Origin of the sequence: Streptomyces bathyalis (assembly GCF_015910445.1) — a bacterium.
Taxonomy (GTDB): Bacteria; Actinomycetota; Actinomycetes; order Streptomycetales; family Streptomycetaceae; genus Streptomyces; species Streptomyces bathyalis.
The window spans coordinates 2,046,791-2,066,955 of the sequence record NZ_CP048882.1 but is presented as its reverse complement, the minus strand read 5'-3'; the positions used below and the strand labels follow the sequence as shown (position 1 = coordinate 2,066,955).

The 20,165-nt window shown below is 69.9% G+C and carries 13 protein-coding genes; 1 reads left to right on the top strand and 12 read right to left on the bottom strand.

The features are described from left to right. Positions 1 to 81: 81 nt before the first annotated feature. The 6 genes from G4Z16_RS08810 to G4Z16_RS08785 all read right to left on the bottom strand — a co-directional run bounded on the left by G4Z16_RS08810 (position 82) and on the right by G4Z16_RS08785 (position 7,193). Complete coding sequence (locus G4Z16_RS08810) at positions 82 to 993, bottom strand: carbohydrate ABC transporter permease (protein WP_197350300.1); 912 nt, start codon at positions 991 to 993, stop codon at positions 82 to 84. A gap of 6 nt (positions 994 to 999) precedes the next feature. Beyond that, on the bottom strand, positions 1,000 to 1,935 hold the full coding sequence (locus G4Z16_RS08805) for a carbohydrate ABC transporter permease (protein WP_197350299.1): 936 nt from the start codon (positions 1,933 to 1,935) through the stop codon (positions 1,000 to 1,002). Continuing rightward, the gene (locus G4Z16_RS08800; RefSeq protein WP_425508153.1) at positions 1,932 to 3,296 is read right to left on the bottom strand and encodes an extracellular solute-binding protein; all 1,365 of its coding nucleotides are present in this window, start codon (positions 3,294 to 3,296) and stop codon (positions 1,932 to 1,934) included. The genes G4Z16_RS08805 and G4Z16_RS08800 overlap by 4 nt, the downstream gene beginning before the upstream one ends. A gap of 206 nt (positions 3,297 to 3,502) precedes the next feature. After that, the gene (locus G4Z16_RS08795) at positions 3,503 to 4,525 is read right to left on the bottom strand and encodes a chitinase (RefSeq protein ID WP_197350297.1); all 1,023 of its coding nucleotides are present in this window, start codon (positions 4,523 to 4,525) and stop codon (positions 3,503 to 3,505) included. A gap of 194 nt (positions 4,526 to 4,719) precedes the next feature. After that, positions 4,720 to 5,430, bottom strand: coding sequence for a response regulator (locus G4Z16_RS08790; protein ID WP_197350295.1), 711 nt, complete (start codon positions 5,428 to 5,430; stop codon positions 4,720 to 4,722). After that, the gene (locus G4Z16_RS08785; RefSeq protein ID WP_197350293.1) at positions 5,427 to 7,193 is read right to left on the bottom strand and encodes an ATP-binding protein; all 1,767 of its coding nucleotides are present in this window, start codon (positions 7,191 to 7,193) and stop codon (positions 5,427 to 5,429) included. Before G4Z16_RS08785 ends, G4Z16_RS08790 begins: the two co-directional genes overlap by 4 nt. A gap of 157 nt (positions 7,194 to 7,350) precedes the next feature. Between G4Z16_RS08785 and G4Z16_RS08780 the strand changes: the two genes are divergently transcribed. Then, positions 7,351 to 8,781, top strand: a complete 1,431-nt coding sequence (locus G4Z16_RS08780) for a cation:dicarboxylate symporter family transporter (RefSeq protein ID WP_197350291.1) — start codon at positions 7,351 to 7,353, stop codon at positions 8,779 to 8,781. Positions 8,782 to 8,876: 95 nt separating this feature from the next. On the opposite strand, the gene glgB is transcribed toward G4Z16_RS08780, so the two are convergent. From glgB to G4Z16_RS08750, 6 genes are all read right to left on the bottom strand, one after another. Continuing rightward, positions 8,877 to 11,222: a 1,4-alpha-glucan branching protein GlgB gene (gene glgB, locus G4Z16_RS08775; protein ID WP_197354263.1), complete on the bottom strand. Its 2,346-nt coding sequence runs from the start codon at positions 11,220 to 11,222 to the stop codon at positions 8,877 to 8,879. 359 nt (positions 11,223 to 11,581) lie between these two features. Then, positions 11,582 to 13,120, bottom strand: a complete 1,539-nt coding sequence (locus tag G4Z16_RS08770; protein ID WP_197350289.1) for a maltokinase N-terminal cap-like domain-containing protein — start codon at positions 13,118 to 13,120, stop codon at positions 11,582 to 11,584. A gap of 197 nt (positions 13,121 to 13,317) precedes the next feature. Next, entirely contained in the window at positions 13,318 to 15,033 is a 1,716-nt protein-coding gene (gene treS, locus G4Z16_RS08765; RefSeq protein ID WP_197350287.1) for a maltose alpha-D-glucosyltransferase, read from the bottom strand. A gap of 125 nt (positions 15,034 to 15,158) precedes the next feature. After that, a complete protein-coding gene (locus tag G4Z16_RS08760; RefSeq protein WP_197350286.1) occupies positions 15,159 to 17,216 on the bottom strand; it encodes an alpha-1,4-glucan--maltose-1-phosphate maltosyltransferase in 2,058 nt (685 codons plus the stop codon). A 340-nt stretch (positions 17,217 to 17,556) separates the two neighbouring features. Next, positions 17,557 to 18,813, bottom strand: a complete 1,257-nt coding sequence (locus G4Z16_RS08755) for a cytochrome P450 family protein (protein ID WP_197350285.1) — start codon at positions 18,811 to 18,813, stop codon at positions 17,557 to 17,559. After that, positions 18,810 to 20,075, bottom strand: coding sequence for a cytochrome P450 (locus G4Z16_RS08750; RefSeq protein ID WP_197354262.1), 1,266 nt, complete (start codon positions 20,073 to 20,075; stop codon positions 18,810 to 18,812). Before G4Z16_RS08750 ends, G4Z16_RS08755 begins: the two co-directional genes overlap by 4 nt. Positions 20,076 to 20,165: the final 90 nt, after the last annotated feature.

Here is a 20,165-nt window from a genome sequence, read left to right as displayed (position 1 = left end):
GCTGCCCGCCGCCGGGCCTGGCCGGCGGCGGGTGAGCGGGGCGGCCCGGGGCGGTGCCGGGCCTCGCCGGGGCGGGGTCGTTCAGCCCTTGACCGCGCCGCTCAGCGTGAAGCCCCCGCCGAGGCGCTTCGCGATGAGGATGTACAGCAGCAGTACGGGCGTGGAGTAGAGGATCGAGAACGCGGCGAGTTCGCCGAAGGCGATGGAGCCGAGGTTGCCGAAGAAGGTGAAGATGCTGACGGACGCCGGGAGTTGCTCGGGGCTGATGATCAGCATGAAGGGGACGAAGAAGTTCCCCCACATATGGATGAAGCTGTAGATCGTCACCACGGAGAAGCCGGGACCCATCAGCGGAAGGATCACCTTCGTCAGCGCCTGGAACCAGCTCGCGCCGTCAGTCCAGGCCGCCTCCTCGAGCGCGATCGGCACGCCGTCCATGAAGTTCTTCATCAGCCAGACCGCGAACGGCAGTTGCGAGGTGGCGAGGAAGAACGACGTGCCGTGCATCGTGTCGATCAGGTTGACCTGCACGAACAGGCCGTAGACCGGCACCATCACGGCCGTGATCGGCAGGCAGGTGCTGAAGAGGATGGTCAGCAGGTACGGGCGGGAGAAGCGTGCCTTGTAGCGGGAGAGCGGATAGGCGGCAAGGGCCGCCGCGGTGACCGTCATCAGCGTCGCACTGCCGCACAGCAGCAGACTGTTGAGCATCGGCGTGAAGGTGATCTCGTCGGTCAGGACGCGGGAGAAGTTCTCCGTTGTCAGGCCCGACGGGGGCGCGACCTTCATCGACGGGTCGGTGTCGACCGAGGCGAAGACCAGCCACACCAGCGGGAGCATGAACGCCCCGAGGACGACGAGGAGTCCGAGGTCCGCGGCCAGCCGCTGCCGCGAACTGCGGCTGAGGGTGGGCCCCGTGCGTGCGGGACGCTGCCGCGGCCCCGCCCCGGTGACGGCCTTCGTGGTGCCGGGGGTTCCGGAGATGGCTGCCATGCGGTCTCAGACCTCCTCGCGCATCAGGCGCAGATAGACGACCGAGAACAGCGCGCCGACCACCAGCAGGAGCAGCGCCACCGCGGTGCCGTAGCCGATGAGGGACTTGTTGAACGCCTGGTCGTACATGAAGATCGGCAGCGTCTGGCTCCGGTTGCCCGGTCCGCCTCGCGTCATGGCCCAGATCAGTCCGAAGACCGAGAGTGTCTGCAGGGTGTTGAGCATCAGGTTGGTGCCGATGGACCGGCGGATCATCGGCAGGGTGATGTGCCACAACCGCTTCCAGGGGCCGGCGCCGTCCACCTCCGCCGATTCGGTCACCTCTTTGGGGATCTCCGAGAGCGCCGCCGAGTAGACCAGCATCGAGAAGGCCGTACCGCGCCATACGTTCGCGAAGGAGACGGCCATGATGGGCAGCGTGAACAGCCAGTTCTGGGACGGCAGATGGAGCCATGCCAGGATCTCGTTGAGCGTGCCCTCCTTGCTGAAGAAGGTGTAGAGCAGGAAGCCGGCCACGATCTCCGGAAGCACCCAGGCGCAGATCACGACGGCCCCGGTGATGGACCGGATCGCCTTGGTCGAGCGAGCCATCAGGGAGGCCAGCGTCAGACCGAGGGTGTTCTGGCCGAGGATGGACGAGATGAGCGTGAAGACCAGCGTGAGGACGACGGAGTTGCGGAAGTTCTCGTCACCGAACGCCTTCGTGAAGTTGTCGAAACCGACGAAGGATGCCGAGGCCTGCCCCGTCAGCTGCATGTCGGTGAAGGCGATGTACGCGCAGTAGGCGATGGGTCCGGCGAGGAAGAGCAGCAGCAGGACGGTCGCCGGGGCGATGGGCAGCCAGCGCCACGGGTTCCGCCGCCGAACGAGCCGCTGGTCCCGAGGCGGTTCGCCCCGCCCCGGGACCTCCTTGCCGACGACGCCGAGGTCGGTGGCGCTCACTTCTTGATGACCGCTCCGTTCGTGATCGACTCGAGTTGCGCGTCATAGGACTTGGCGGCCTCGCCGACCGACGCGTCGCCGGTCGTCACGCCCTCCATGGCCTCGGTGATGGCGGTGGAGACCTGGGGGTAGACCGGCAGCGTGGGACGGTACTCGGTGTGCTCGACCCGCTTGGTGAAGAACTTGATGCCCGGCATCGAGTTGAGGTACTTCGGGTCGGCGGCGACGTCCTTGCGTACGGCGATCTGCGCACCGCGCACGCACCACTCGACCGCGTTCTTCTGGCTCTGCATGTGCTGGATCATCTTCCAGGCCAGGTCGGGGTTCTTGGACTTCTGGGGGATCGACCAGGTCCAGCCGCCGGACATGCTCACCTCGCCGGGTGCCTCCCCGTTCTGGGTCGGCATCGGGGCCATGCCCATGGTCTCGTCCCACTCGGGCCAGGGGCTGCCGCCCGTCTTGATCCACTGCTGTCCGAGCCAGGAGCCGTCGAGGGCTATGGCGAGCTTCTCCTTGGGCAGCAGATCGGTGACCACCTTGGTCTGCATGGTCGGGCTCAGCGCCTGATCGACCTCGGGGCCGAGGCCCTCGCCGTAGACGGTCTCGACGAAGTTCAGGCTGTCCTTGAATCCCTGACTGCCCTTGACCCACTTCTTCGAACCGGGGTCGTAGAGCGGGTCCTTGCCCGTGCCGTAGAGCAGCATCTCGAAGCCCTGCATGGCCGCGGCTTCGGCGACCGCCTTGCCCGTGAAGACGTTCAGCGGGATCTTGTCCGGGACCTTCTTCTTGACGGTACGGGCGGCCTTCAGCACGTCGTCCCAGGTCTTGGGCTTCCAGTCCTCGGGCAGCCCGGCCTTCTTGAAGATCTTCTTGTTGAACCACAGCGCTCGGGTGTCGGTGCCGTCGGGGACGCCGTATATCTTCCCGTCCTGCGCCTTGGCGGCCGTCTTGGCCGTGGCGTCGAACTGCTTCCAGTCGCCCCACTTGCCGATGTAGTCGTCCAGCGGGCGCAGATAGCCGCTCTTGATGTCGGAGTTGATGAGGAAGGTGTCCTCGTAGACCAGGTCGGGTGCCGTCTTCGGGGACCGCATCATCTGCTGGAGCTTGGTGACGTAGTCCTGCGCGGAGGCCTGGATCGGGATGATCTTGACCTTCTTGCCCTTGTTCTTCTTCTCGAACTCCTTGGCCATGTCTTTGACGTAGTTGTCGCGGACGGTGACCTTGTTGTCCGTGTCCTTCGGGAAGGCGATCTTGATCGTGTTCGGGTCACTGCCGGTGCCCCCGCCGCAGGCTGTGAGCGTGCCTGCGGCGAGGACTGCGGCGATACTGAGGACCAGGGGACTGGTGCGGCGCACGGGCATCACGGGCATGACCTCCTCGGGCCACGGCCGGGGCTACATCTGATGCCGCAGGCCGCGTGGGACGGCTTTGTCCGTACAATCTCCCGGTCCGCCGTGTCCAGGTCAATGGCCCTGCAGAGGCGCAGTTCATCACCGTGACAACGTTGTTATCAACGTCCGCCGGGGACGGGTCACCGCGCGCCGGTCACCGTTGCCACGGGTCGTCCTCAACCCGTATAGCCCGCAAGGATCTTGGAGAACTCCCAGGGCTGCTGGTCGACTCCGCTGCACGAATCCGCGCCTCCGCCGTCGCACGGACGGTCGCGGTTGACGGACCAGAAACTGGCCCGAGCCAGGTGGTGTTCCTTGGCGTAGTCGACCATCGCCTTGAAGTCGGCGGGGGATATGGACTCGCCCTGCACGTCGGTCTTGCCGTTCATCGAGGAGAAGCCGGCCTTGCGGTACGCGTCGTCGGCGGAGATGCCGTACGCCTCGCCGACCGTCTTCGCCAGGCCGTCCACGGCGGACTTGGTGGCCGCGGCCATGTCGGTGGTGCCGTCGCCGAAGTCGAACGGCATGACCGTCCAGCCGTCCACGTCGAGACCGGCGTCGGCGCCCTTCTGGATGAGGTCCTTGCCGTTGGCGTTGGGGCCCTGGGGCGTGGTCCCGAACGTCAGATAGACCTTGATGCCCGCGTTGCCGTCCTTGACGATCTTCAGTGCGTCGATGACGCGCTTGCGGACCTCGGCGTTCTCGAACTCGGTCGATTCGATGTCCACGTCGATCGACTTGAGCCCGTAGGCGTCGATGACCTTCTGGTACGCACCGGCCAGGTCCTGCGCGCTGGAGCACGCCTCGCCCAGCTTGTTGCCGCTCCAGCCGCCGATGGACGGGGTGATGTCGCCGCCCGCGTCCTGTACGGCCTTGATGGTCTGTGCGTCGACTCCGCCCTCGAGGGGCCTGCTTCCGTCCCAGGCGGGCGAACAGCCGCCGTCGGAGAGGACGAAGGCCATGGTGAGCTGGGTCAGCCCGGTCTCCTTGATGAGGTCGGCGGCGTTGGGCGGATTGCCCCAACCGAGGTAGAGGTACGGGCCGTTGAGGCCGCTCGGGGCCGCGGCGGAGGCTGCGGCCCTGTCGGTGGCTCCGCTCTTCTCCGAGGTGGCGTATGCGTTGACCGCGAGTGCGGCCGAGCCGGTGAGGGCCGCGGCCAGCGCGAGCGCGAGACGTCTGCGCGTGGTGTGGGGGCGCACGTCGAACTCCCGTCATGGGGTGGGGGATTGGGAAGCGTGAATCGCCCGGGACGGCAGAGGGCCGTCGCGGAGGCGTGCTGCGCCCGCACGCTAGCGCGAGGGCATTGGTCCAGACAATAGAAAAGTAAGGAAAGGTTCCAGTCGATCTCCGGGCAGTGGCCGCCCGTACGGTTCCTCGTTCGGTCCGCGATGCTTCAGCCGCGCCAGCGGTAGCACAACTCCGGGCGTCCGACGTGCCCGTACTGCGGCTTGCGGTCCGCGCGGCCGTCCTCGACCAGATGCTCCAGATAGCGCCGTGCCGTGATCCTGTTGACGCCCAGCGCTTCCGCCGCCGCGCCGGCCGAGAGCCCCGCGTCGCCCGCCTCACGCAGCGCCCGCGTCACCGCCTCCAGCGTCGCTTCGCTCAACCCCTTCGGCAGCGCGGCGGATCCGGGTGCGGCGCGCAGCCCCGACAGCGCTCTGTCCACCTCGGCCTGGCTGCCCGCCTCGCCGTCCGAGGTCGCCGTCGTGCTGCGGAACTCCGCGTAGCGGCGCAGCCGTTCGCGCAGCGTCGGAAAGGTGAAGGGCTTCAGAACGTGCTGCACGACGCCGAGGGATACGCCCTCCCTGATGACGGTCAGATCGCGTGCCGAGGTCACCGCGAAGACGTCGGTCGTGCGTCCGGCGGCGCGCAGAGACCGCAGCAGCGCCAGGCCGTGACCGTCCGGGAGGTACAGGTCGAGCAGGATCAGGTCGACGGGAGTGCGCTCCAGCACGCGCAGCGCCTCGGCCCGCGAATGCGCGACGCCGGCGACGGCGAAGCCGGGGACGCGGGAGACGTAGAGCGCGTGGGCGTCCGCGGTCACCGGATCGTCCTCGACGACCAGGACCTGGACGGGCGGTGCCGCCGCACCCGTCCCGCTCACCGCTCGTCCCGCGGTAGAGGGAGCCGCACCGCGAACTCCGCGCCGCCCTGCGCGGTCGTCCCCACATCCACGGTGCCGCCGTGACGTCGCACCGCCTGCCGCACGAGGGCCAGACCGAGGCCGCGTGGGCCCCGGCCGCTCGCGCCGTTGCCGTTCTCCCGTTCGCCGTACCCGGCGGAGGGCCCTGAACCGCCGTCCGTCCGCGGCACTTTCGTGCCCTTGGTGGACCAGCCGCGTTCGAAGACCGACTCGATGTCGTCCGGAGCGATGCCGGGTCCGCTGTCGGTGACCTTCAGCAGCAGTGCCGTGCTGCCCGTCCCGTCGCGCTCGCCGCGCACGCTGACGCCCACGCGGGACGTGCCCTGCCCCGCGGGCGAACCGGCGGCCGCGTCGACCGCGTTGTCGATCAGATTCCCCAGCACGGTGATCACGTCGCGGTGCGGGAGGCTGGCCGGCAGCAGACCGTCGTCGATGTGGCTGTCGGGGCTCAGCGACAGTTCGACGCCGCGTTCGTTCGCCTGCGCCGCCTTGCCGAGCAGCAGCGCTGCCAGCACCGGTTCCGCGACGGCCGCGACCACCTCGTCCGTGAGGGCCTGCGCCAGCTCCAGCTCCTCGGTGGCGAACTCCACGGCCTCGTCCGTACGGCCCAGCTCGATCAGGGAGATGACGGTGTGCAGCCGGTTCGCGGACTCGTGCGCCTGCGACCTCAAGGCTTCCGCGAAGCCGCGCACCGAGTCCAACTCGCCAGTCAGCGACTGCAGTTCGGTGTGATCCCGCAGGGTCACGACCGTGCCCCGCTGCTCACCGCCGTCCACCGGTGAGGTGTTGACGACGACCACGCGGTCCTCGGTGAGGTGCACTTCGTCCACGCGGGGCTCCGAGGCGAGCAGTGCGCCCGTCAGCGCTCTGGGCAGACCGAGTTCCGCCACGCTGCGGCCCAGCACCTCGGGCTCGTCGCCGCCGTCTTCGCGCTCGGCCCCGCCGTCACCCGAGCCGTTCCGCACGCCCCGCAGCCCGAGCAGCTCCCGCGCACCGTCGTTGACGAGGGCGACCCGCTTCTGTCCGTCCAGCATCAGCAGTCCCTCGCGCACCGCGTGCAGCGTCGCCTGGTGGTAGTCGTGCATGCGGCTCAGCTCCGCCGCGTTCATGCCGTGCGTGTGGCGCCTCAGCCGCGCGTTGATCACGTACGTGCCGATCCCGCCGAGTGCGAGCGCGCCCGCCGCCACTCCGAGGAGCAGTATGACCTGACGGCGCAGCTGCTCGGTGATCGTGTCCACGGCTATGCCCGCGCTGACCAGCCCGACCACACGGCCGTCGTCCCAGATCGGCGTCACCACGCGCACCGACGGGCCGAGCGTCCCGGTGTAGGTCTCGCTGAAGCTGCGCCCCTTCACCGCCTGGCCGATGTGCCCGACGAAGCGGCCCCCGATCCGCTCGGGATTCGGGTGGGTCCAGCGGATGCCCTCGGTGTTCATGATGGTCACGAAGGTGACACCGGTGTCGCGGCGGACCTTCTCCGCGTACGGTTGCAGCTCCTCGCTCGGGCGGGGGGTGCGGATCGCCTCCCGTACGGACGGGGAGCGGGCGATCGCGCCGGCCGTCGCCGACGAGCGGTGGCGTGCCGACTCCTCCGCCTGCATACGGTCCGTGACGTATCCGAAGACCGCGCACCCCGCTACGACGACCGCCACCAGCACGACCTGCATCGCGAAGAGCTGGCCGGCCAGGCTGCGGGGAGGCCGGGGTGTACGGGGAGTGCGCATGCGGCCAGTCTGCCTCGTGGGAATTCGGTGCACGTAATGCACGCAAGCGTGACGGGCGTCACGCGGCGATGCATAGTCACCGGGACCCGGACATGGCCTGCATCCCGGCCCCCGGGTCCGAGCCGCAGCAGTGACAACGCAGAACGAGGAGCCCGACGTGTCCCAGCAGACACCGCCGCCCACGCCGACGGCGCCGCCGGAGCGGACGAGGCGGGACCGAACGCACTACCTGTACCTGGCCGTGATCGGCGCCGTCGTGCTCGGCGTGACCTTCGGCCTCATCGCGCCCGACGCGGCCAAGGAGCTGAAGCCGCTCGGTGAGGGCTTCGTCGCCCTCATCACCATGATGATCTCGCCGGTCATCTTCGTGACCATCGTGCTGGGCGTCGGCTCGGTCCGTAAGGCCGCGAAGGTCGGAGCCGTGGGCGGTCTCGCGCTCGGCTACTTCCTGGCGATGTCCCTGGTCGCCCTCACCATCGGCCTGGTCGTCGGGAACCTCCTCGACCCGGGCAGCGGTCTGCATCTGACCGAGGAGGCTCGCAGCGCCGGCGCCGCCGAGGCGAAGGGCGCGAGCGAGGGGACGGCCGAATTCCTCATCGGCATCATCCCCACCACGATGGTGTCGGCCTTCACCGAGGGCGAGGTCCTGCAGACGCTTCTCATCGCCCTGTTCGTGGGCTTCGCGCTGCAGGCGATGGGCCCCTCGGGCGAGCCGATCCTCCGCGGCATCGGACACATCCAGCGACTGGTCTTCCGCGTGCTGGCGATGGTCATGTGGGCGGCCCCGGTGGGCGCCTTCGGCGCCATGGCGGCGGTGGTCGGGGAGACCGGCCTCGACGCACTGAAGTCCCTGGCGATCATCATGTTCGGCTTCTACGCCACGTGTGTCGTCTTCATCTTCGGAGTGCTGGGGCTGCTGCTGAAGGCGGTCACGGGGATCAACATCCTCGCGCTGTTCAGGTACCTGGCCCGCGAGTTCCTGCTGATCCTCTCCACCTCCTCCTCCGAGTCCGCGCTGCCGCGGCTCATCGCGAAGATGGAGCACATGGGCGTCAGCAGGCCGGTCGTCGGCATCACGGTGCCGACCGGCTACTCCTTCAACCTCGACGGCACGATGATCTACCTGACGATGGCCTCGATCTTCGTCGCCGAGGCCATGGGCGACCCGCTCACGATCGGCCAGCAGATCTCCCTGCTGATCTTCATGTTCGTCGCGTCCAAGGGCGCCGCCGGAGTCACCGGTGCCGGACTGGCCACGCTCGCGGGCGGACTCCAGTCCCACAGGCCCGAACTGCTCGACGGCGTCGGCCTGATCGTCGGCATCGACCGCTTCATGAGCGAGGCCCGCGCCCTGACGAACTTCGCGGGCAACTCGGTGGCCACGGTCCTGGTCGGCACCTGGACCAAGGAGATCGACAGGACGCGGGTGCAGAAGGTCCTCTCGGGCGAGCTGCCGTTCGACGAGTCCTCGCTCCTGGACACCGGCACCACGGACGGCCGGGGTGGCGCGGACGGGGACGCGGATGTGCCCGGGGCCCGCTCCGGCGACTCCTCGCAGTCCGTCTCCACGACGAAGAGCGACAGCTGACACCGTCCGCTCCGCCCGTCTGACACGAGCGAGGCCCGCCCGGTACCCACGTACCGGGCGGGCCTCGTCGTGACGCAGGCACCGTACGCGCCTCGTCAGGCGGGACGGAACCAGAGCGTCGAGAGCGCGGGCAGCACCGGCGTGATCGACGCGGGGTACCCGTGAGCCTGGTGCGCCTCGGACTTCAGCGTCCCGGGGTTGTCCGTGCCGCTGCCGCCGTAGCGCGCGTCGTCCGTGTTCAGGACCTCGCGCCAGCCGTCACCGTCCGTGTCCGGCACGCCGAGCCGGTACGAATCCACCGGTACGGAGGAGAAGTTGCTCACCGCCAGGAGCGGATCCCTTCCCGCGTCGAATCGCAGGAAGGCGAAGACGCTCTCACCGCCCAGGCCGGCCGCGCCGCTGGTGCCGTCCGCGACCCAGGCGAAGCCCGCCGGGTCGGTGTCGAGCTGCCACAGTGCGGGTGTGCTCGTGTAGCGGGCGTTGAGGTCGCGCACCAGGTCCCGGACGCCGCGGTGCCCTTCCTCCCCGGGTGAAGGGAAGTCGAGCAGCCGCCAGTCGGGGCCGTGTTCCTCGGACCACTCCGTGTCCTGTGCGAACTCCTGCCCCATGAAGAGCAGTTGCTTGCCCGGGTGCGCCCACATGAAGCCGAGGAACGCCCGGTGGTCCGCCCGCTGCTGCCGGGCGTCGCCGGGCATCTTCCTCACCAGCGAACCCTTGCCGTGCACGACCTCGTCGTGCGACACGGGCAGGATGAAGTTCTCGGAGTAGGCGTAACTCATGGCGCGTGCCAACTGGCCGCCCCGGTACGTGCGTTCACCGGGCTCCAGCCGCATGTACCCGAGGGAGTCGTGCATCCAGCCCATGTTCCACTTGAAGTCGAAGCCGAGGCCGCCGAAGCCGGCCTCGCCCACCTGGTCCGTGGGGCGCGTCACCCCGTCCCAGGTCGTGGACTCCTCGGCCGCCGTGATGACTCCCGGGCAGCGTCGGTGGAGCGCGGCGTTCATCTCCTGCAACAGGGCGACCGCGTCCGGATTCTCGCGCCCGCCGCGGGAGTTGGGCGTCCACTCGCCCGGCCCGCGCGAGTAGTCCAGGTAGAGCATCGAGGCGACGGCGTCCACGCGGAGACCGTCGATGTGGAACTCCTCGCACCAGTGGACCGCGCTGCCGACGAGGAAGTCGCGCACCTCGCGCCGCCCGAAGTCGAACTCCAGCGTCCCCCAGTCGGGATGCTCGGCCCGCGACGGATCCGGGTGCTCGTACAGCGAGGAGCCGTCGAAGCGTGCGAGCCCCCACTCGTCCTTGGGGAAGTGCGCGGGCACCCAGTCCATGAGCACCCCGATCCCCGCGCGGTGCAGCGAGTCGACCAGGTACTTGAAGTCGTCCGGGCTCCCGAGGCGCGAGGTCGGCGCGTAGAAGCCGGTGACCTGGTAGCCCCACGAGCCGCCGAACGGATGCTCCGCGCACGGCATCAACTCGACGTGCGTGAAGCCCAGATCCTTCACGTACGCGGGGAGCAGCACGGCGAGCTCGCGGTAGGTCAGTCCCGGGTGCCAGGAGGGCAGATGGACCTCGTAGACGGACAGGGGCGCCGCATGCGGACGGCCCGCGGCGCGGCGGTCGAGCCAGTCCCCGTCGCTCCATCTGAACGTGGAGGTGTGGACGACCGAGGCCGTGGCGGGCGGAACCTCGGTGGCACGGGCCATCGGATCGGCGTGCAGCTCGCGTGAGCCGTCGTCCCGTACGACGTCGAACTTGTACAGGGCGCCTTCACCGACGTGGGGAAGGAACAGCTCCCACACGCCTGAGGGGCCGAGCGAACGCATCGGCGACGCCGTGGGGTCCCAGCGGTTGAAGTCCCCGGCGACGCGGACGCCACGCGCGTTCGGCGCCCACACGGTGAACCGCGTCCCGGTCACGCCGCAGTGCGTCATGGTGCGGGCGCCGAGCATCCTCCACAGCGCCTCATGTCTGCCTTCGGAGAAGAGCCGGAGGTCCAACTCGCCCACGGCGGGCGGGAATCCGTACGGATCGACGACGCGGGTCTCGTCCTCGCCGGGCCGCTGCCCGTACCGCACCAGCAGCTCGTACTCGGGGATACGGCCGCCGTCCGGACCGCCGCGGCCGTCGGAGTCGCCTGGAACCGCCATCTCGCCGGCGAAGAACCCGTCGCCCTCGTCGAGCAGTTCGGCCCGGCGTTCGCCGTCGCCGTCCGGGACGACGACGGTCACGGAGCGCGCGTACGGGCGAAGCGCGCGGAAGCGGACCGCACCGCCGGGAACGGAGCGGGGGCCCAGGTGGGCGTGCGGATCGGGGTGCGCGCCGGCCAGGAGCCGGGCCCGGTCCTCGCCGGTCAGGGCCGGGGTCGCCGCGGCGCGGTGCGCTGCGGCGCCCAAGCCGGAGCCGTCCCGCCGCGGAGGGCGTGCATTCTCGGCGGGCGGCATCACCGATCTCCGCGGCACGGCGGTGGCCTGGAGTCCTGCGGCCTGCAGCCCCGCGGCCTCGAGCGCCGCCGTCCGAGGCGATGGCGCCGGCCTCCTCCGTTCCCTGCCGCGCCGGGCCCGGCCCGGTGGGGTGAGCCCGGCGGGCGGGTTGGCCAGCGGGCCCGTCAGGGCGGCCAGCGACCAGCCCGAACGTGCGTCCCCGGCAGGACCGTCGGCCCGGCCGGGCAGGAAGGTGGCAGGCACGGGCGGCCGGACCTTCCCCGTGGGGTCGGGCGGCAACTGAGGGACGGTCACGGTCGGAACCTCCTGATTGCGTGGTCGGGGCCGGCATGCCGGGCAGCGGGAGCCCGGGCTTCCGCCTACCGGTGCACGGGCGCGGCCGCGAGGCGGCGGATCGCGGACATCGGTACGTGCAGCCAAGTGGGCCGGTGCCGGGCTTCGTAAAGCACTTCGTAGACCGTCTTGTCGGTCTCGTACGCGCGCAGCAGCGTGGCCTCCTCGCGCGGGTCCGTCCCGGCGGCCTCGGCGTAACCGGCGCAGAAGGCGTCCCGGTTGGCGGCGGCCCACCGCCGGGCGAAGCCGTCGTCACCGGGCCCGGCCGGGCCCGACGCGGAGCGCGGCTCCGCGGGCTGCCGCTGGCACGCCGCGTAGTCGAAGGAACGCAGCATCCCCGCGATGTCGCGCACGACCGGCTGCGGCACGCGCCGTTCCGGAAGCGGCCGGGCCGGCTCTCCCTCGAAGTCGATGAGCGACCACCGGCCTCCGGGCCCCGAGAGCACCTGACCCAGGTGCAGATCACCGTGTACGCGCTGAGCGGGGCAGGTGTGACCCTCGCGTCCCAGTTCGGCGAGCGCGCGGAACGCGTCACGAAGCCCCGGCCGGTAGGGGCGCAGCTCGGGAACCGCGCGCCCGGCGGCCTCCAGCCGCCGCGTCATGGCCTCGGCCGTGCGCTCCAGGGCGTCACGGCCGAGCACGCAGACGGGCAGCGCCTCGGCGAGTCCGGTGTGCACTTCGGCGGTGGCGCGGCCGAGGCCGCGGGCCTCGGAGGTGAAGTCGCGCCGCTCGGCGAGGGCGTCCAGGGCCAGCTGCCATCCGTCGCGGCAACCGGTCAGGAACGGCTGCAGCACGCCGAGCGTCAGCGGGGCAGCAGTGCGGCCGGACTCCTCGCTGGAACCTCCGCCGGGGGGCTGCGCCGTCGCCGTCCCCGTGATCTCCGAAGCGGCCTCCGCCTCGAACCAGGCCGTGGGCGCGGGAACCCGCCCCGAGCCGTACCGGGCGAGCGCGAGGGGCAGTTCCAGATCGGGATTGATCCCGGGTTCGACGCGGCGGAACAGCTTGAGGATGTACCGATCGCCGTACACCACCGAGGAGTTGGACTGGTCCGCCGCCAGCGGCCGAGGCGTGAGTCCCATCGGCACGGCGGTCCCCGGCTCGCGCCGGAAGCGCAGCGGTCCGACCCGCGCGGGGGCGCCGAGCCGTTGCAGCAGATGCCCCGCGAGCAGAGGGTCGTGCAGCGCTTCGTAGACGACGCGGCCGTGCAGGGGTCCGCCGTCGGGGCGGCCGATGAGGGCTGCGGCGAGTTCCGGCGGCGGGGGAGAGGCGGCGTCCCGCACCCCGAGCAGCAGTTGGTAGCAGTCGGCGGACCGCGCGTCGCCGCCGTGGTGCCGTGCCCGCAGCAGCAGATGGAGCAGGCCGGGCGCCTCTCCCGGGCCGTCGCAGGGCAGCAGCCAGGTCGCGGTGAGAAGACCGAAACCGCCGATCGCGCGGTCCTTGCCGGCGAACCAGCGCTGCCGGGGCAGCCATTCGGCGAGCGGCCGGGCCAGGGAGCCGAGCAGTTCGCCGGCGCAGGGGACGGCGTCCGTCCGAAGGGCCGTGCGGGACAAGGAACTTTCCGACATGACGTCTGGCGTCCTTTCCCCGGGTACACGAAAAGCACGCAGATTGTGGCTTAATGTCATGTTCTGTGTCTGGTTGTGCAGGCCGTGTCGGAGATCTTCACCCGCCGGCCGAGTGCGCCACCCGCCCCCGGAACGTGCGGAAGGCCCGGGGCCGCCCCCCAGGCCTTCCGGTTCCGCTCCGGTGGATGCCTGCTCCGTCAGGTCTGCCTGCGCAGGCGGAACCAGTAGAAGCCGTGACCGCCCAGCGTCAGCAGATACGGCAGTTCGCCGATCGGCGGGAAGCGCACACCGCCGATGAGTTCCTCCGGTACGCGGCCGTTGAAGAACTGCAGGTCCAGTTCGGTCGGCTGGGGGAAGCGGGAGAAGTTGTTCACGCACATCACCAGGTCGTCGCCGCCGTCCGGCAGCCGCACCTCGCGCAGGAACGCCAGCACGGCCGGGTTGGACGAGGACAGTTCGGTGTACGTGCCCAGCCCGAAGGCCGGATTCTGCTTGCGGATCTCCACCATCCGCCGCGTCCAGTGCAGAAGGGAGCTCGGCGAAGTCATCGCCGCCTCGACATTGGTGACCTGGTAGCCGTGGACCGGGTCCATGATCGTGGGGAGGAAGAGCCGCCCCGGGTCGCAGGAGGAGAAGCCCGCGTTGCGGTCCGGCGTCCACTGCATGGGCGTACGTACGGCGTCCCTGTCACCGAGCCAGATGTTGTCGCCCATGCCGATCTCGTCGCCGTAGTAGAGGATCGGCGAACCGGGGAGCGACAGGAGCAGAGCGGTGAACAGCTCGATCTGGTCGCGGTCGTTGTCCAGCAGCGTGGCGAGGCGGCGGCGGATGCCGATGTTGGCGCGCATGCGCGGGTCCTTGGCGTACTCCGCGTACATGTAGTCGCGCTCCTCGTCGGTGACCATCTCCAGCGTCAGCTCGTCGTGGTTGCGCAGGAAGATCCCCCACTGGCAGCCGGAGGGGATCTGCGGCGTCTTGGCGAGGATCTCCGAGACGGGGTAGCGCGATTCGCGGCGCACCGCCATGAAGATGCGCGGCATGACTGGGAAGTGGAAGGCCATGTGGCACTCGTCGCCGCCCTTTTCGTAGTCGCCGAAGTAGTCGACGACGTCCTCCGGCCACTGGTTGGCCTCGGCGAGCAGCACGGTGTCGGGGTAGTGGGCGTCGATCTCGGCGCGCACCCGCTTGAGGAAGCCGTGCGAGCGGGGCAGGTTCTCGCAGTTGGTGCCCTCCTCCGCGTACAGGTAGGGCACGGCGTCCAGCCGGAAGCCGTCCACGCCCAGGTCCAGCCAGAAGCGCAGTGCGGAGATCATCTCCTCCTGAACGGCCGGGTTCTCGTAGTTCAGATCCGGCTGGTGGGAGAAGAAGCGGTGGAAGAAGTACTGCTTGCGCACCGGGTCGAACGTCCAGTTGGACGCCTCGGTGTCGACGAAGATGATCCGCGCGTCGGCGTAGCGGGTGTCCTCGTCGTCCCAGACGTAGTAGTCGCCGTAGGGCCCGTCGGGGTGGTGCCGGGACTCCTGGAACCACGGGTGCTGGTCACTGGTGTGGTTCATGACCATGTCGATGATGACGCGCATGCCGCGCTGGTGCGCCGAGTCGGTGAACTCCACGAAGTCCGCCAGGTCCCCGAACTCCGGCAGCACGGAGGTGTAGTCGGAGACGTCGTAACCCCCGTCGCGCAGCGGCGACTTGAAGAACGGGGGCAGCCACAGGCAGTCGACGCCTAGCCACTGGAGATAGTCGAGCTTCGCGGTGAGCCCCTTGAGGTCTCCGATGCCGTCGCCGTTGCTGTCGTGGAAGGAGCGGACGAGCACTTCGTAGAAGACGGCCCGCTTGAACCACTCCGGGTCGCGGTCCTGGGCGGGCGTGTCCTCGAACGTGTCGTGCACGGGTAGGTTCACGGTCGTCATGGGTGAGTGCCCTTCGGATCGGTGCGGGTGTCTGACGAAGAGCGTCGTCCGCCCGTCAGGGCGGGCTCCGCGGTGGCTGGTGCGTGCTGGGGGCACCGCCCAGCGGCAGCTGGGGGAGGGATTTGTCAGACACCCCCCGGGTCGGGCCCCAGCGTGAGAATGTGCGCCGCCGCGGGGGGACCGTCGAAGTCGACCCCCGGCGCCAGGCGCACGTAGTTGTTCGTGCTCCACTCGTACGTCCTCCCGGTGAGCTCGTCCCGCACCGGGAAGGTCTCCCTCCCGTCGGCCTGTGCCTCGGTGAGCCCGAAACGGCGCAGGTCGTCTCCCTCCAGCGTCACCGTCGCCTCCTGCGTGCGTGCCGGGTCGAGACTGACCACGACGATGACGGCGTCCGTGTCCTGCTGTCCCTGCTGCCCCTGCCCCGTCCAGTGCTTGGAGAAGGCGATGACCTGCTCGTTGTCGCAGTGGTGGAAGGTCAGCGAGCGCAGCCCGCGCAGAGCGGGATGGCTGCGCCGCAGCCGGTTGAGCTGCCCGATCAGGGGCGTGATCGTCTGCCCGGACTCCTCGGCGGCGGCCCAGTCGCGCGGACGCAGCTGGTACTTCTCCGAGTCCAGGTACTCCTCGCTGCCGGGGCGCACCGCCTTCGACTCGCACAGCTCGTAGCCCGCGTACATGCCCCATGAAGGGGAGAGCGTCGCCGCGAGCACGGCCCTCGTCTCGAAGACGGGACGGCCACCCTCCTGGAGGCTCGCGTGCAGGATGTCGGGGGTGTTCACGAAGAAGTTCGGACGCATGTACGCGGCGGCCTCGCCGGAGAGTTCCGTCAGATACTCCGTCAGCTCCTGCTTGGTGTTGCGCCAGGTGAAGTACGTGTAGGACTGCTGGAAGCCCGCCCTGGCGAGGGCGTGCATCATCGCGGGACGCGTGAACGCCTCGGCGAGGAAGACGACATCGGGATCGCAGCGGTTGATCTCCCCGATGACCTTCTCCCAGAAGCCCACGGGTTTGGTGTGCGGATTGTCGACGCGGAAGATGCGCACGCCGCGGCCCATCCACAGCCGGAGCAGGCGCACGGTCTCGCGGACGAGCGACGCGTAGGCGTCCGGGTCCGTGTCGAACGCGAGCGGAACGATGTCCTGGTACTTCTTCGGCGGGTTCTCCGCGTGCGCGATCGTGCCGTCCGGGCGGTGTCGGAACCACTCGGGATGCTCCTTGATCCAGGGATGGTCCGGCGAGCACTGCAGGGCGAAGTCCAGCGCGACCTCCAGGCCCAGGGACCGGGCACGCTCCACGAAGTACTCGAAGTCCTCCACGGTTCCAAGGTCGGGGTGCAGCGCGTCGTGGCCGCCGGCCGCCGAACCCACGGCCCAGGGCGAGCCCACGTCGTGGGGCCCGGCGGAGAGCGCGTTGTTGGGCCCCTTGCGGAAGTTGTCGCCGATGGGATGCACCGGCGGCAGGTAGATGACGTCGAACCCCATGGCCGCCACCGCGTCGAGCCGTTCCGCCGCGGTGCGGAACGTGCCGGAGACGGGCGGTTCGCCTTCCTCCTGCGGGAGCCGCGCGCCCTCGGAGCGCGGGAAGAACTCGTACCACGACCCGAACTGGGCGCGCTCGCGCTCGACTTGAAGGGGAAGCGGACGCGTCGAGGTGACGAGTTCGCGCAGCGGATACCGCTCCAGCACGCCCGTCACCTGCGGCGTCAGCGCTGCCGACAGGCGTGCGGCGACGCCGCGGCTCCGCGTGCGCAGGGCGTCCGCCACGGCCGCGACGCAGTCCCTGCCCTCACTCCTGGGGACGTCGGCGGCGGCCCGCTCGTGCAGGATCGCGCCTTCCTCCAGCACGGCTTCGGTGTCGATGCCGGCGGGGATCTTCAGCCTCGCCTGGTGTCTCCAGGTGGTGATGGGGTCGCCCCAGGCCTCGATGGCGTAGGTCCATCTCCCCTCGCTGTCGGGGGTGATGTCGGCCGCCCAGCGGTCGGTTCCGGGGGCGAGTTCGCGCATCGGGGTCCAGGGCCCGCGGCGGCCGGTGGCGTCACGGAGCACGACGTTGGCGCCGAGCGCGTCGTGCCCTTCGCGGAAGATGGTGGCCGAGACCTGGAACGTCTCGCCCGGTACGGCCTTGGCGGGGTGGCGCCCGCAGTCGACGAGGGGCCGGACGTCGAGGACGGGAATGCGACCGATCATTGGCTCACCTTGGTGCGGGATGGAACAGGCGGACGGTTTGTGATCTTCTGCCTGTTCTATCTGCTTCACCTGGTGGCCCGGTGCCCCGTGCATGGCGGCAGCGCGCGTTCACCCGCCCGGCCCTCCGCACCGATCCCGCACCGATCCCGCTCCGGGTCCCTGCCGCGTTCGGGCCCGGCTCGGGCCGCCGCCCTGGTCTCGCTCCGGGGCTCGTCCCGGGGCGCGATGGGTGAGCGGACCCGCCGACGGGCCCGCGTCCGCTCCCAAGAGATCGCGTCACGAGGGGGGTTGGCCGCGTCGGGCGGCGGACTGTCCGCCCGACGCGGCGTGGCCGCCCCCTTCAATCCCCGTGCAGATGGACGGGGAAGGACTGCAGGTCGTTCTGCGTGAGCACCGGCTGGTTGACGATCTCCTCGACCGGCACGGCGAACCGGATCCCGGGGAAGCGGTCGAAGAGCGCCGGCAGGGCGATCCCCGCCTCCAGCCGCGACAGCGCCGCACCCGGGCAGATGTGCGGACCGTGACCGAAGGTCATATGACGGTTGGGCGACGGCCTCGCGACGTCGAACCGGTCGGCGTCGGGACCGTGTTGCTCCGGGTCCCGGCCGATCGCACGGTAGGAGATGACGACGCCCTCGCCCTCGTGGATGACACCGTCGCCGACCTTGATGTCCTCCGTCGCGAAGCGCATCAGCAGGTGCGTGGTCGGAGTGTCCCAGCGCAGCGTCTCCTCGACGACGGCGTCCCAGCCGACCTCGCCGTCGAGCACCATGCGCAGCTGCTCGGGGTGGGTGAGCAGTGCCCGTACGGCGTTGAGGATGAGACCGATGGTCGTCTCGTGCCCCGCGGCGACCATCGCCTTCAGGTTGCCGACGACCTCTTCCTCGGTGAGGGGTTCTCCGCCCTCGTCCGCGAGGATCAGCGCACTGGTCAGGTCGTCCCGCGGTTCGGCGGTACGGGCCCTGACCATGTCGGTGAAGATGACGTCGAGTTCGTCGATGACCGCGAGCCGCTCGTCCTGCGGCGTCAGCATCGAGAAGAACGCCTTGTAGAGCACGTGCAGCCGGGGGTGCAGCGCCGGGTCCACACCCATGAGCTCGCTGATCACCGACATCGGCAGCGGAAGGGCGAAGACCGACTTCAGATCGACCGCGCCCTCCTTGCCCTGCACCTCCAGGTCGTCCAGCAGCCGGTGGGTGATGCGCTCGATCACCGGGCGCAGGTTCTCCAGGCGGCGCGGGGTGACGGCCTGCGCCGTCTTCGTACGCAGCCGCCGGTGCTCGGCGCCGTCCACGGTGAACATCGAGCGACCGGCGTCGATCATGCCGATCAGCGGCCACTCGTGGGTGACCACTCCCGTGCGCCACAGCGTCCACCGGTTGATGTCCTTCACCAGCCGCTGGTCCGTCAGAAGCCGCCTGGCCTCCGCGTGAGTGGTGATGGACCAGGCCGGCACCCCGAGCAGCTCGATGCGGGTGAGGGCGCCGGCGTCGCGCAGACGGCGGGTCTCCCCGTCCAGGTCGCGCACCATCGGGTCGATGACGACGGGGCACCCGTCCTGTCCGGCGGAGGAGGAGGGGGACGCGGGAGCAGTCATGGCTTGCCTTCGATGGGGGGCGTGGGGGCGAAGCGGACGGGCAGCGCCGTCATCCCGCGCAGGAACGCGGAGGGCCGCCGCGCCAGGGCGCCGGCCGGCACGGCCAGGTCGATCTCGGGCAGGCGGTCGAGAAGCACCTCGATCCCGACGCGGGCGATCGTCTCCGCGATCTCCTGCGCCTGGAAGGGGCACTGGAACTCGCCGTGGCTGAAGGCGAAATGAGCGCTGTTGCCTCCGCGCAGCGACGTGTCGGCGCCCTCCGCGTCGACGTGCACCTTCGGGTCCGCGTTGGCGCCGGCGAGCCCGAGCAGCAGCATGTCGCCGGTGCGTATTCGCTGACCGCCGAGCCAGGTGTCCCAGGCCGCCCACCGTCCGGCGAGGATCTGCGTGGGGGTGTCCTCCCACAGCACCTCGTTCATCGCCTCGGGGATGCTGCGCCGGTTCCCGGTGAGGGAGGCGGCGAAGCGGTCGTCGGTGAGCATCAGACGTATGGAGTTGCCGATCCAGTCGGCGGTGGGCAGATGGCCGGCGGCCGTGATGGCCATCAGGTCCAGCGCGTACTCCTCGTCCGTGAAGTACTCGGGGTAGGCGAGCATCCACGAGGTCAGGTCGGCGCCCGCGGCCGCCTGCTTGTCCGCCACCAGCTCGTGGATCTTGGCGCCGAAGTACTGGAATCCCTCGAGGGCGTCCTCGCCGCCGTCCGCCAGGGCACTCATCGCCTTGATGAGGCCCGGGCCGTCCGAGTCGGGGAAACCGAGCAGCCTGGCCAGTACGAGGATGGGCAGCGGCTTGGCGTACTCGGCGATGATGTCCGCCTCGCCGCGCGCAGAGAACCCGTCGAGCAGCTGATCCGCCAACTCCTCGCAGTGCTTCCGGAGTTCGAGCGCGCTGATGTTCTGCATGGCCGTCTGCACCATCTCCAGGTGGCGCTGGTGCTCCGCGCCGACCGTGTAGTAGATGGACGGCTGCCGCTGGCCGATCATGGGTCGCAGGGGCCAGTCCTCCGGCAGGTTCTCCCACTGGTTCCACAGCCCGGAGTCGCGCGGGAAGAGCTTGGCGTCAGACGTGACCTGGTACATCTCCTGGTAGCCGATCACCAGCCACGCCGGGACGTCGCCGGGCAGCAGCACCGGCACCACGGGGCCGTGCTCGGCCCGCATCTCGCGGTAGTGGCCGGACGGGTCCGTGTGGAAGCGGGGGCCGCTGAGCGGCACCGCCTTGTCCGAGGCGTGCGCCGGGCACTGGGGCGGCGGGGTCGGCATCCCGTATCCGTAGTCCCCCTGGTGGGCGTGTTGATACGCCGTCACGATGCAAAACCTTCCGTGTGATGGATCGCGACCGATTGCGTGGAC

Bases quoted from the DNA above. Each gene is read 5' to 3' on its own strand.
- G4Z16_RS08810 (WP_197350300.1), bottom strand. From the start codon at position 993: ATGGCAGCCATCTCCGGAACCCCCGGCACCACGAAGGCCGTCACCGGG.
- G4Z16_RS08755 (WP_197350285.1), bottom strand. From the start codon at position 18,813: ATGACTGCTCCCGCGTCCCCCTCCTCCTCCGCCGGACAGGACGGGTGC.
- glgB (WP_197354263.1), bottom strand. From the start codon at position 11,222: ATGCCGCCCGCCGAGAATGCACGCCCTCCGCGGCGGGACGGCTCCGGC.
- treS (WP_197350287.1), bottom strand. From the start codon at position 15,033: ATGACGACCGTGAACCTACCCGTGCACGACACGTTCGAGGACACGCCC.
- G4Z16_RS08770 (WP_197350289.1), bottom strand. From the start codon at position 13,120: ATGTCGGAAAGTTCCTTGTCCCGCACGGCCCTTCGGACGGACGCCGTC.
- G4Z16_RS08800 (WP_425508153.1), bottom strand. From the start codon at position 3,296: ATGCCCGTGCGCCGCACCAGTCCCCTGGTCCTCAGTATCGCCGCAGTC.
- G4Z16_RS08750 (WP_197354262.1), bottom strand. From the start codon at position 20,075: ATGCCGACCCCGCCGCCCCAGTGCCCGGCGCACGCCTCGGACAAGGCG.
- G4Z16_RS08760 (WP_197350286.1), bottom strand. From the start codon at position 17,216: ATGATCGGTCGCATTCCCGTCCTCGACGTCCGGCCCCTCGTCGACTGC.
- G4Z16_RS08785 (WP_197350293.1), bottom strand. From the start codon at position 7,193: ATGCGCACTCCCCGTACACCCCGGCCTCCCCGCAGCCTGGCCGGCCAG.